This window comes from Nonomuraea fuscirosea (genome assembly GCF_003001935.1).
In the GTDB taxonomy this organism is placed as follows: domain Bacteria; phylum Actinomycetota; class Actinomycetes; order Streptosporangiales; family Streptosporangiaceae; genus Nonomuraea; species Nonomuraea fuscirosea.
This window is the reverse complement of the sequence record NZ_PVNG01000035.1, coordinates 81,311-93,400: the sequence shown is the minus strand read 5'-3', so window position 1 is coordinate 93,400 and position 12,090 is coordinate 81,311. Positions and strand designations below refer to the sequence as shown.

General features: G+C 70.9%; 11 protein-coding genes. 8 read left to right on the top strand and 3 right to left on the bottom strand.

Annotation, left to right across the window (positions count from 1 at the left end; translation table 11 throughout):
* On the top strand, positions 1-2,439 hold a 2,439-nt coding region (locus tag B0I32_RS51720; protein ID WP_106252391.1), incomplete at its 5' end, for a CARDB domain-containing protein.
* A 2-nt stretch (positions 2,440-2,441) separates the two neighbouring features.
* On the opposite strand, the gene B0I32_RS51715 is transcribed toward B0I32_RS51720, so the two are convergent.
* A complete protein-coding gene (locus B0I32_RS51715) occupies positions 2,442-3,320 on the bottom strand; it encodes a sugar kinase (protein WP_106252389.1) in 879 nt (292 codons plus the stop codon).
* Positions 3,321-3,561: 241 nt separating this feature from the next.
* Between B0I32_RS51715 and B0I32_RS51710 the strand changes: the two genes are divergently transcribed.
* The 5 genes from B0I32_RS51710 to B0I32_RS51690 all read left to right on the top strand — a co-directional run bounded on the left by B0I32_RS51710 (position 3,562) and on the right by B0I32_RS51690 (position 6,804).
* On the top strand, positions 3,562-4,254 hold the full coding sequence (locus tag B0I32_RS51710) for a hypothetical protein (protein WP_106252387.1): 693 nt from the start codon (positions 3,562-3,564) through the stop codon (positions 4,252-4,254).
* A 145-nt stretch (positions 4,255-4,399) separates the two neighbouring features.
* Positions 4,400-5,104: a DUF4344 domain-containing metallopeptidase gene (locus B0I32_RS51705; protein ID WP_106252385.1), complete on the top strand. Its 705-nt coding sequence runs from the start codon at positions 4,400-4,402 to the stop codon at positions 5,102-5,104.
* 17 nt (positions 5,105-5,121) lie between these two features.
* Complete coding sequence (locus B0I32_RS51700; RefSeq protein WP_106252383.1) at positions 5,122-5,826, top strand: maleylpyruvate isomerase family mycothiol-dependent enzyme; 705 nt, start codon at positions 5,122-5,124, stop codon at positions 5,824-5,826.
* A gap of 13 nt (positions 5,827-5,839) precedes the next feature.
* Positions 5,840-6,088 carry a DUF6343 family protein gene (locus tag B0I32_RS51695; protein WP_219912453.1) on the top strand — a complete coding sequence of 83 codons (249 nt, stop codon included), beginning with the start codon at positions 5,840-5,842 and terminating at the stop codon, positions 6,086-6,088.
* Positions 6,089-6,123: 35 nt separating this feature from the next.
* Complete coding sequence (locus tag B0I32_RS51690; RefSeq protein WP_106252381.1) at positions 6,124-6,804, top strand: TetR/AcrR family transcriptional regulator; 681 nt, start codon at positions 6,124-6,126, stop codon at positions 6,802-6,804.
* 45 nt (positions 6,805-6,849) lie between these two features.
* On the opposite strand, the gene B0I32_RS51685 is transcribed toward B0I32_RS51690, so the two are convergent.
* The gene (locus tag B0I32_RS51685) at positions 6,850-7,095 is read right to left on the bottom strand and encodes a type B 50S ribosomal protein L31 (RefSeq protein ID WP_106252379.1); all 246 of its coding nucleotides are present in this window, start codon (positions 7,093-7,095) and stop codon (positions 6,850-6,852) included.
* A 28-nt stretch (positions 7,096-7,123) separates the two neighbouring features.
* A complete protein-coding gene (locus B0I32_RS51680; protein WP_106252377.1) occupies positions 7,124-7,888 on the bottom strand; it encodes an SDR family NAD(P)-dependent oxidoreductase in 765 nt (254 codons plus the stop codon).
* A 163-nt stretch (positions 7,889-8,051) separates the two neighbouring features.
* On the opposite strand from B0I32_RS51680, the gene B0I32_RS51675 reads away from it, so the two are divergent.
* Together B0I32_RS51675 and recQ are read left to right on the top strand one after the other, a co-directional pair.
* Complete coding sequence (locus B0I32_RS51675) at positions 8,052-9,200, top strand: MFS transporter (protein ID WP_106252426.1); 1,149 nt, start codon at positions 8,052-8,054, stop codon at positions 9,198-9,200.
* A gap of 128 nt (positions 9,201-9,328) precedes the next feature.
* A complete protein-coding gene (recQ, locus tag B0I32_RS51670; RefSeq protein WP_106252375.1) occupies positions 9,329-11,152 on the top strand; it encodes a DNA helicase RecQ in 1,824 nt (607 codons plus the stop codon).
* Positions 11,153-12,090 lie beyond the last annotated feature (938 nt).

Below are 12,090 nucleotides of genomic sequence, written 5' to 3'. Positions count from 1 at the left end.
GACGTCCGCCTGCAGTTCACCGCCAACACCGGCGCCCCCGGCGGCCAGGTCGCCGAGCTCCAGATCTCCGGCACCCCGGCCCCCAACCCCGACCTGACCGTGTCGGGCCTGACCTCCTCGCCGGCCTCACCGGTCGAGACCGACGCGGTGACGCTGTCGGCCACGGTGCGCAACGCAGGCAGCGCCGCCTCCGCCGCCACCTCGGTGGCCTTCTACGCCGGGGACGACAAGGTCGGCACCGCGAGCGTCGGCGCGCTGGCCGCCGGGGCCACCGCGACCGTGTCGGCGAACATCGGGGCCAGGGACGCGGGCACGTACCGGCTCGAAGCCAGGGTGGACGAGCAGAACGCGGTCCCCGAGCAGAACGAGGGCAACAACACCACGACCGGAACACTGACCGTGCGGCCGGTCGACACGGCCGACCTGATCGCCTCCCCCGTCTCCTGGACGCCGGGCAACCCGGCCGCGGGCGACACGGTGACGTTCTCCGTCGCGATCAGGAACCAGGGCACGGTGGCCTCCGCCGGCGGCTCCCACGGCATCACGCTCACCGTGCTCAACGACGCGGGGACCGCCGTCAGGACACTGACCGGGGCCGCCAGTGGCGCCATCGCGGCCGGAGCCACCACCGCGCCGGTCTCCCTGGGCACGTGGACGGCGGCGAACGGCAAGTACACGGTGCGTGCCGTGCTCGCCGACGACGCCAACGAACTTCCGGTCAAGCGGGCCAACAACACCAGCACGCTGCCGCTGTTCATCGGGCGGGGCGCGAGCATGCCGTACGACACGTACGAGGCCGAGGACGCCGCCGTCGGCGGTGGCGCGACCCGCGTCGGCCCCAGCAGGGACGTCGGCACGATCGCCGGCGAGGCGTCCGGGCGGCGCGCGGTGACGCTCGGCCAGACCGGCGCCTACGTCGAGTTCACCACCAGGGCGCCGACGAACAGCCTGGTCACCCGCTTCTCGATCCCCGACGCCCCGGGCGGCGGCGGCATCGACTCCACCCTGAACGTCTACGTCGACGGCGGTTTCCTCAAGGCCGTCAGCCTCACCTCCCGCTACGCCTGGCTGTACGGGGCCGAGTCGAGCCCGAACAACAACCCCGGCTCAGGCCCGCCCCGGCACATCTACGACGAGGCGAACCTGCTGCTCGGCACCACCGTCCCGGCGGGCAGCAGGATCAGGCTGCAGAAGGACGCGGCCAACACCTCCACCTACGCCATCGACTTCGTGGACTTCGAGCAGGTCACCCAGGCCGGCAACCCGGACCCGGCGAAGTACGCCATACCGGCAGGATTCGGGCACCAGGACGTGCAGAACGCTTTGGACAAGGCTCGAATGGACGCCAGCCTGACCGGCGTCTACCTGCCCGCCGGCGACTACCAGACGACCGGCAAGTTCCAGGTCTACGGCAAGGCGATCAAGGTGGTCGGCGCCGGCCCCTGGTTCACCAGGTTCCGCGCCCCCTCGGGGCAGCAGAACACCGACATCGGCTTCCGCGCGGACGCCACCGCCAACGGCTCGACGTTCGCGGGCTTCGCCTACTTCGGCAACTACGTCGAGCGCATCGACGGCCCCGGCAAGGTGTTCGACCTGACGAACGTGGCGAACCTGACGATCGAGAACGTCTGGATCGAGCACCAGGTCTGCATGTTGTGGGGGACGAACACCGACAACCTGACGATCAGGAACGCGCGGATCAGGAACGTGTTCGCCGACGGCCTGAACCTGACCAACGGCAGCACCGGCAACCGCGTCACCGACGTCGAGACCCGCTCCACGGGCGACGACAGCTTCGCGCTGTTCTCGGCCACCGACCACAACTCGGGCGAGCAGACCGGCAACGTCTTCGAGAACCTGACCTCGCTGCTCACCTGGCGGGCGGCGGGCCTGGCCGTGTACGGCGGCTACGACAACACGTTCAGAAACATCTACATCGCCGACACGCTGGTGTACTCGGGCGTCACGATCAGCTCGCTGGACTTCGGCTACCCGATGCACGGCTTCGGCGCGAGCCCGCCCACGAGGTTCGAGAACATCTCGCTCGTCCGGGCGGGCGGGCACTTCTGGGGCCAGCAGACGTTCCCGGCGTTGTGGGTGTTCTCCTCCTCGAAGGTGTTCCAGGGCATCCGGGTCAGCGATCTGGACATCGTGGACCCGACGTACAGCGGGATCATGTTCCAGACCGGCTACCAGAACCCGACCACCCCGCTGAACCCGATCAGGGACACGGTCTTCACGAACGTGTCGATCAGCGGGGCGCGCAAGAGCGGTGACGCGTTCGACGCCAAGTCCGGCTTCGGCATCTGGGTGAACGAGCTGCCCGAGCCGGGTCAGGGCCCGGCGGTCGGGTCGGCCACGATCAACGGCCTGCGGCTCGTGAACAACCACACCGACATCAGGAACACGACGTCGACGTTCACGCTCAACGTGAACTAGCTCTACCCGTAGAGATCGGCCCTGGTGGGCAACCCCTGCCAGTCGCTCGCGCTGGTCACCGCGGCGGCGCTCAGCAGCGCCCCGCGGTGCAGGCGTTCCTGAGGGGTGAGGCCGTCGAGCGCCGCGCTGATGTAGCCGGCCGCGAACGCCTCGCCCGCCCCCGACGTGTCCACGATGGGGACCTGCCAGCCCTGCACGTCGTACCGCATCCGGTCGGCCCGGACGCTCGCGCCCTTGCCGCCCCGGTCGACCACGACCTCGCGCTCGGGGGTGAGGGCGGGCTTGACCAGGTCGAGCTCGTCCTGGCGGAGGAAGAGCAGGTGCGAGGCGCAGGCCAGCTCGCTGAGCACCTCCTCGGCCTCGCGGACGGAGGGCCACAGCTCGGGGACGTACTCGACGGAGAAGGAGATCACCACCTCGGCGTTCCTGGCCGCGCTCACGGCGGCGCGCACGGCCTCCAGGGCGTTCCTGCCCAGGCCCGCCGTGAGTCCGGTCACATGCAGCATCTTGGCGGCGGCGATCCGGTCGATCGGCACGTTCCCAGGGGTGAGCAGCGAGCCGGCCGAGCCCGCGCGGTAGTGGATCATCCTGGGATCGCGCCCCACGCGCGTCTCCCGGAGGACCAGGCCCGTGCGCGTGCCCTCGGCCACGCGCACGTCGCCGACGTCCACGCCTTCGCCTCTGAGCGCGGTCAGGGCTCTGGCGCCCAGCTCGTCGGCGCCCAGTTTGCCCAGGTAAGCGGACCGGTGGCCGAGCCTGGCCAGGGCGATGGCCAGCGTGAACTCAGGCCCGCAGACGTCCAGTCTGGCCTCGCTCTCGTGCCGGACCCGTCCGCTGGAGACGACCCCCAGCGCCTCCCCCAGGGTGTAGACGTCAGTCATGCGCCAGACTGTAGTAGGTCGGGCAGTCTCAAAAAGGATTTTTTGGACATCGTCCCAGGTTAAACCTGTGATCAAATATTTTCTGCAACTTTAGCGAACCTTTTCCCCAACCGATGACTCAAAGTAGTAGAGGGACCTGGCCCCCCGAGCCGGGTCTGAAGTTGTCAATACGGGGAGAGGAATCAGCACCCTCATGCAGAAGATCGCAGTAGGTATCCTTTCCGCCCTTGTGGGCGGATCCATGCTCGTCACTGGCGCGGGCGCCGCTTCCGCCGCCACCACCAAGCACGACACGCGTCTCGTCATCCGGGACATCAGCCCCAACCCCGTCGTGGTCAAGGGCGACGCGGAGACGACCGCGTACTTCGACGTCGGCGCGAGCCGGGACGTCAAGAAGGTCGAGTTCAGCGTGGCCCCCGCCGAGGGCTTCCACACGATGCGCAGCAAGAGCCTCAAGGAGCTTGAGGGCTGGCGCTACGCCATCGGCTTCAACAAGAACGACCCGGCCGGCAAGTGGAAGGCCACCGCCGTCGCCTTCGACGGCGAGGGCAAGAAGCTCGCCGAGGACTCGGCGTTCTTCGCCGTCGAGATCGCCAAGGGCAAGGCCGAGACGCGGATCTCCCGCTTCAGCGCCGGCCCCTCCAAGGTCCGTAAGGGCCGGTCGATCTACTTCTCCGGCAGCCTGCTGGAGAAGGAAGGCCGCTTCCGCTGGGACGGCGTCCGCGGCGAGCGCGTGAGCATCTACTACCGCGCCAACGGCTCCAGCGCCTGGAAGTGGGTCGCCAGCGACTGGACCTCGCGTAGTGGCAAGTTCTACGCCAAGACGCGCGCCTACAAGAGCGGCACGTTCCGCGCCGTCTACAACGGCGACCGTGAGCTCGAGGGCGCCAAGAGCAGCACCGACTACGTGCGGGTCTACTCCTGGCGTCGCTAGTCTCCACAATGCCGAGGCCCGGTCCCTTCGGGGGCCGGGCCTCCGGCATTCCCGGGGTTCTTTACCTTTCCCAAGGTTTATCGATCACTTAATCGCCGCATGGTGAGTCCCATTGCAATGATCGATCCCCCTAAGGAGCCCCCGTATGCCGCACCCGGTGATCGCCCTCGTCCTGAGCGTGACGAGCACGCTGGTGACGGCCCCCGCCCCCGAACTGTCCGTCCGCTACGAGCAGCCCGGCTCCAGGAGCGCCGAGGAGGCCAGGCGGCTGCTGAAGGACAGCGGCGTGCTGAAGACGCGGCTCCGGCTGCCCGAGCGCGTCGAGGTCGTCGCCCAGGACTGCGACACGCCCGCCGCCCGCTGGAACTACGACAAGCGCCGGATCACCCTGTGCTACTCGCTGGTCGACAAGGTACGCGACACGATCAAGGGCATCTCCGAGACCGAGGAGACCGGCGACCACGCCGAGGAGCACCGCATGGACGGCGCCCTGTCCGTGCTCTTCCACCACCAGCTCGGCCACGCCCTGACCACGCTCAACGGCCTGCCCGACAGCGACGCGCAGGCCGATCAGTTCGCCGCGCTCGCGCTGGCCGCCGACGCCCCCAAGCACGTGGTGGCCGCCGCCGAGGCCCGCCACCTGCTGGCCGGGCACGCCGGCATCGATCATCTGTCGGGCATGGAGGAGTCCGCCGCGTTCGCCTGCCTGCTCTACGGCACCGACCCCGCCAAGTACGGCCCGATCGCCAAGGGCGGCTGGGTCCCGCCCGAGCGCGCGCCCTCCTGCTCCGGCGAGTACGCCAAGGTCAAGTCGGCCATCGGCGACAAGGTCGTGAAAGTCGGCAGCTGACGGGTAGCGTCCCGGGTATGCCCGACGACCTGCTCAAAGACCTCAACCCGTTCGACATCTTCGACGCCGAGGCGGCCCGGCTCGACCGGCACTTCTCGGGGCTCGACGAGGCCGGATGGCTGCGCCCGTCCCGCTGCGACGGCTGGACGGTCCGTGACGTGCTGGCGCACCTGGCCGGCGAGGAGCTGTACAACCAGGCCTGTCTGCACGGCTCCGTCCAGGAGCTGATGAGCCGCCTGTCCGACGAGGGGATCGGCGGCTACAACGACTTCAACGAGTGGTGCGTGCGGCAGCGCGCGGACCTGCCCGTCGAGGAGGTCCTGGAGGAGTGGCGGACGCAGAACGGCGCCACCCGCGAGCAGATGCGCGCCCTCGGCCCCGACGCCCTGCTCGACACGATGGCGGGGCCGTACCCGATGGGCCGGCAGGCCTTCCACTACGACTCCGAGTACGCCACCCACGCCGACGACGTCGGCGCGCCCGTCTCCGCGCAGGAGGCCGCGGGCCGGCTGGCCTGGCGAGTGGCGGTGGGCCGGTTCGTGCTCGCCGAGCAGGACGCCAAGGTACGGGTGGAGCAGTCGGCCGACCAGGTCGTGGCGGCCGTGGACGGGATCACGGCGACGCTGTCGTACCCGGAGTTCGTCGAGGCCACCGTGGGCCGCCTGCCCGCCTCCCACGGCCTCGACCCGCGCGTCGCCTCCGCGCTGAGGTGCCTGGCCTGAGAGGAGCACGATCATGTGGCTGCGCAACCGCGCGGGCACCGAACCGGTCACCGCGCGCAGCCCGCTGGGCGCCCGCCGGATCCTGTCCCTGGTCGCGCTCGTGCTCGGCGTCGCGGCGGCGGTCTTCTTCGCCGTCCTCGCGATGAGCACCGGCGCGGAGGTCTGGGTCTGGGAGGCCGTCATCGCCGCCGTGGTGGCCGTCGTCGCCGCGATCGACCTGGCCGTGCTGCGGCGCCGCCGCTCCCGTCGTACGGGCGGATGACGTCACGGGGGTGAACGAACCCGGATAATGAGGGGATGTCAACACCGCGACAGCGCTACCGGGAGCAGGTCAGAAGCGAGATCAAGCAGGCCGCGCTCGCTCAGATCGGCGTCGGCGGGGCGGCGGCGCTGAGCCTCAACGCGGTGGCCAAGCAGCTCGGCATGACGGGGCCCGCGCTCTACAAGTACTTCGACGGCCGCGACAGCCTGCTCACCGACCTGATCCTCGACGGTTACGCGGAGCTGGCGGCGGCCGTACGCGCCGCGATCCAAGACGGCGGGCCACGCGAGCGCCTGCACGGGCTGGCGCGGGCCTTCCTGACCTGGGTCACGGCCCACCCGCACGTCTTCCAGCTGCTCGCGGGCACGCCGTCGCCCGGCTACCAGGCCCCGCCGGAGAGCGTCGACCGGGCCAGGGAGGTGCTGGGGCCGTTCCTGCCGGTGTTCGGGCAGGCGCGGTGCGCGCCGGCCGTCGCGCCGCTGCGGGAGGAGATGCTGGGCTGGGTGGAGCAGAGTCCCGCCGTGGCCGAGTGGGTGCGGGCGTACGCGCCCGACGGCGATCCGGCCACGGCGCTGACCGGGACCATCATGGTGTGGACCCGGCTGCAGGGGATCTTGAGCCTGGAGGTTCAGGGGCAGTTCGCGGGGATGGGGCATCGGGCGGCCACGCTGCTGGCGGCGGAGATGGACGCGCTGGCCGACACCATGGGGATATGAGCGTGCTCTCGTGCCCGCCCTGACGGGCAGGCACGAGGCCGGCGCTCAGGCCTTGCCGTATCTCTGGTTGAACCGCTCGACCCGTCCGGCGGTGTCGAGGATGCGGCCACGGCCCGTGTAGAAGGGGTGGCTGGCGGACGACACGTCCACGTCGATGACCGGATATGTCCTGCCGTCCTCCCACTCGACGCTCCTGTCGCTGGTCAGGGTCGAGCGGGTGAGGAAGGCGAAGCCGACGCTCGGGTCACGGAAGACGACCGGGCGGTAGGCGGGGTGCAGGTTCTTTCTCATGGCCGCTTCAACCATATGACAACGGTTTTCATTCCCTGGATTCCGGATCGAGTCCGAGCACGGTGCGGCCGCCGTCCACGGGGATGGTCGCGCCGTTGACGAACGCGGCGTCGTCGGAGAGCAGGTGGGCCACGACGGAGGCCACCTCGGCCGGTGCGGCGACCCGGCCGAGCGGGTGCAGCCTGGCCAGGTCGGCCTGGACCCGCGCCGCCTCCTCGGGGGTCAGGCCGGCCAGGAAGTCCTCGTACCGCTCCGTCGCCACCGATCCGGGGGCCACGGCGTTCACCCGGATGCCGTGCCTGCCGTACTCGACCGCCAGCGCCCTGGTCAGCCCCTCCGTGGCGGCCTTGGCCGTGGAGTAGGGCAGGCTGCCCGGCACCGCCCTGGTGGCCTGGTGCGAGGTGACGTTGACGATGGCGCCGGGGGTGCCGGCGGCCATGAAGTGGCGTACGGCGGTCGCGCAGCCCACCACCGCCAGGTCCAGATTGGCCGCGATCAGCGCCCTGACCTCGGCGATCGGCGACGAGTGCACGGACAGGTCCCGGAACACGGCCGCGTTGTTGACCCAGCCCACCAGCCTACCCGACTCCTGCGCCAGATCGGCCGCCCAGGCCGCCACCTCCTCGTCGGCCGCGTCGCCGATCACTTGGAGGACCCGGGGGCCGGCCCAGGACAGGGCCTCCTTGTCGCGTTCGACGGCCACCACCGTGTGCCCGTCGCGTTCGAGCAGCCGTTCCACCACGGCCCTGCCGATTCCGCGCCCGCCGCCTGTGACCACGTAGGAAATGCTCATGCTTCCGACGCTATGCGCACAGAGAGCCCCGAAGGCGCGACCGTCCCAAGCGGCCGTATCTGGACGCCAGCTTTGGACGAAGTGATACGAATCACCGAGTCGCCACCGTACGAAGGGGAACCAACCAGACGTGATCGCCCCCGGCCCGAACACGTCCGCACGGATGATCGGCGCTCTCGCGATCACCCAGACCGCCGGCTACGGCGTCCTCTACTACGCGTACTCGGTGCTCATCCCGCCCATGTCACGCGACCTCGGCGCCGGGGTCGCCCAGCTCACCGGCGCGCTCACGTTCGCGGTGCTGGTGTCCGCCGTGGCGGCGCCGCTCGTCGGGCGCCTGCTCGACCGGCGCGGCGGGCGCGGGCTGATGACGCTCGGCTCGGTGCTGGGCGCGCTGGCCGTGCTGGCCTGGTCGCAGGTCCGTACGGTGACGCAGCTCTACCTGGCGTGCGGCCTGCTCGGCGTGGCGTCGTCGATGGTGCTGTACGAGGCGGCGTTCGCGGTGATCGTGGCCTGGTTCGACGCAGAGCGACGGGCGCGGGCGCTGCTCGCGGTGACGGTGGTGGCCGGGTTCGCCTCCAGCATCTTCCTGCCGCTGACCGGGTTCCTCGTGGAGCTGTACGGGTGGCGGCAGGCCCTGGTCGTCCTCGCCGCCGGGTACGCGCTGACCGCCGTGCCCCTGCACGGGCTGGCGCTGCGCGGCCGGCCGGCGCCGCCGCACGCCGCGCGGCGGGAGATCGTCGCGGCGGCCCTGCGCGAGCGGCCGTTCTGGCTGCTGGCGGCGGCCTTCCTGACGCAGACGGGCGCGCTGGGGGTGATGGGGGTGCTGCTGGTGACGTACCTCATCACCCTGGGACATCCGCCCGTGTTCGCGGCCGGCGTGGCCGGGCTGCTCGGCGTGCTGTCCGTGACCGGGCGGCTGGTGACGACCGGCCTCCAGACGCGCTGGCCGGTGGCGACGATCACCGCTGCCATGTTCGCGCTCCAGGGCCTGGCGGCGGTGCTGCTGCCGCTGACCGGGCGCGGCGTGGCGGGGGCGGTCGTGTCGGTGGTGCTGTTCGGGCTGGGGTTCGGGGTGTCCACGATCGCCCGTCCCGCGCTGCTGGCGGACCGGTACGGGACGACCGCGTACGGCTCGCTGAGCGGCGCCCTGGCGCTGCCGATCACCGTCGCCAAGGCGGTGGCGCCGCTGCTGGCGGCCGGCCTCGCGCAGGTCGCGGGGTATCCGGCGGTGATGGGAGCGGTGGCGGCGGCCTGCGCTTTCGGCGCCCTGTGCCTGATCCTGTACGCCAGAACGACAACGCGCGCATGAGCCGCCCCTGAACGACTTCGGGTCGCGTGGGAGACGTCCTCCAGCCTAGGATCGAATCCCTTGCGCGGCCGATCCGCCGTCGGCGGAAAACGACGAGCCGACCGCCCGCGAACACGTAAGGTAGCCGCATGGATACCCCCACCGACGTCCTGCACCGCGTCTTCGGCTACGACTCGTTCCGTGAGGGCCAGCAGGAGATCATCGATCATGTCGTGGGCGGCGGTGACGCGCTCGTCCTGATGCCCACCGGCGGCGGCAAATCGCTCTGCTACCAGATCCCCGCCCTGGTGCGGCGGGGCGTCGGGGTGGTCATCTCGCCGCTGATCGCGCTCATGCAGGACCAGGTCGACGCGCTGCGGGCGCTCGGCGTGCGGGCGGGGTTCCTCAACTCGACCCAGAGCATCGACGAGCGGCAGCTCGTGGAGTCGGAGTTCCTGGCCGGCGAGCTCGACCTGCTCTACCTCGCCCCCGAGCGGCTGCGCGTCGACTCCACGCTGCGGCTGCTCGGCAAGGGCGACATCTCGGTGTTCGCCATCGACGAGGCGCACTGCGTGGCGCAGTGGGGGCACGACTTCCGTCCCGACTACCTGGAGCTGTCCAGGCTCCACGAGCTGTGGCCCGACGTCCCGCGCATCGCCCTGACCGCGACCGCCACCCCCGCGACGCACGCCGAGATCTCCTCCAGGCTCGGCCTCGACCAGGCCCGCCACTTCGTGGCCAGCTTCGACCGGCCCAACATCCACTATCGCATCGCGCCGAAGAACGAGCCGAAGCGCCAGCTGCTGGAGTTCCTGCGCACGGAGCATCCCGGCGATTCGGGCATCGTCTACTGCCTGTCGCGCTCCTCGGTCGACAAGCTGGCCGAATTCCTGGTCGACAACGGCATCGCGGCGGTGCCGTACCACGCGGGGCTCGACGCCGGCACCCGTGCCCTGCACCAGTCCCGCTTCCTGCGCGAGGACGGGCTGATCGTGGTCGCCACGATCGCGTTCGGCATGGGCATCGACAAGCCGGACGTGCGCTTCGTGGCCCACCTCGACCTGCCCAAGTCGCTGGAGGGCTACTACCAGGAGACCGGGCGCGCGGGCCGCGACGGCCTGCCCGCCACGGCGTGGATGGCGTACGGGCTCAACGACGTCGTGCAGCACCGGCGGATGGCGATGGAGGGCGACGAGGCGCACCGCCGGCGCCAGGTGCTCCACCTCGACGCGATGCTGGCGCTGTGCGAGACCGTCACCTGCCGCCGCATCATGCTGCTCGACTACTTCGGGCAGAAGGGCTCGCAGCCGTGCGGCAACTGCGACACCTGCCAGACCCCGCCCGCCTCCTGGGACGGCACGGTCCCGGCGCAGAAGGTGCTCTCCACGGTGCTGCGGCTGGCGCGGGAGCGGCGGCAGAAGTTCGGGGTCGGGCAGGTGGTGGACATCCTGCTCGGCAAGAAGACCGCCAAGGTGCTGCAGCACGGGCACGAGACGCTCAAGGTCTTCGGCGTCGGCGACGACCTGGGCAACGCCGAATGGCACGGAGTGGTCCGGCAACTCCTGGCCCAGGGGCTGCTCGCGGTGGAGTCCGACTACGGGGCGCTGGTCCTGACCGACGAGAGCGCCGCCGTGCTGCGCGGCCAGCGCGAGGTGATGCTACGCCGCGAAACCGCCCGCCCGGCCCGCGCCAAGGCGGCCTCCTCCGGCGGCAAGTCCGCCCAGGCCGCCGAACTCCCCGCCGAGGCGGCCCCCGTCTTCGAACGCCTGCGCAACTGGCGCGGAGCCACCGCCAAGGAGCAGGGAGTGCCCGCCTACGTCATCTTCCACGACGCCACCCTCCGCGAAATCGCCACCCGCATGCCCACCACACTGGCCGAGCTGAGCCAGGTGAACGGCGTCGGCGAAAACAAACTGGCCAAATACGGAGACCAGGTCCTGGAGGTCCTCCGAGGCGACGAGCCGGAGGAATGAGCCCCGGGCTGACCCCGACCAAGCCCCAGTTGCCCCGGGCGGAGTTACAGCTGCCCCAGGCGGAGTCCGGCTGCCCCAGGCGGAGTTCCGGCTGCCCCGGGCGGAGTCCGGCTGCCCCGGACGGAGTTCCGGCTCCCCGATTGAGCTTCGGCTGGCGCCGCTGAGCCCTGGGCCGGGCTAGACCCTCCGCTAGTCCCCGCGGCCCCGGACTGGCCTCGGCTGGTCCCGCTGAGCCCCGCCTGAGCCCGCATGAGCCCTGGGCCCGGGCTGAGCTCCGCCCCAGGCGCCCCAGGCGGAGTTCCTGCTGCCCCGGGCCAAGCCCCAGCTGACCCGCTTGAGCTCCGGCTTACGCCGCTGAGCCCTAGGCCCGGCTGGGCCCGCACTCCCCGAGCTGGCATGGGCTTGCTCGCTGAACCCCGCTAAGCCCGCATGAGCCCTAGGACCATGGCTGAACTGCAGCTGACCCGGGCGGAGTTCCGAGTGACCCGGGCGGAGTTCGGGCTGCCCCGATTGGGTTCCGGCTTGCGTCGCTGAGTCCTAAGCCCGGGCTGGACCTCCGGCCGGCGCCGCTGAGCCCCGGCTGAGCCCCGCATAAGCCCTGGGCCCCGCTGAGCCGTGGACTCTGGCTCGACCCCCGACTAACCCACGACCTCCGGGCTGGCCTCCCCTTGCCCCGACTAAGCCCCCGTTAAGCCCTGGGCTGGGCCGGACCCCGGCTGCCCCGCGACCCCGCAGCTGAGCCCCGCGCGCCCCGGACTGGCCTCGGCTGGCCCCGCTGAGCCTGCATGAGCTCTTGGACCCCGGCTGAACTCCTGACTGCCCCTGGGACTTCCCGGCTGAGCCGCCGGCCGAGCTGCGGCAGAGATCCTCGGCTGAGTAGCGGTGGCCTTGTCGGGCCTTGTCGGGCCTTGTTGAGCCTTGTTACGCCTGGTTGAGGG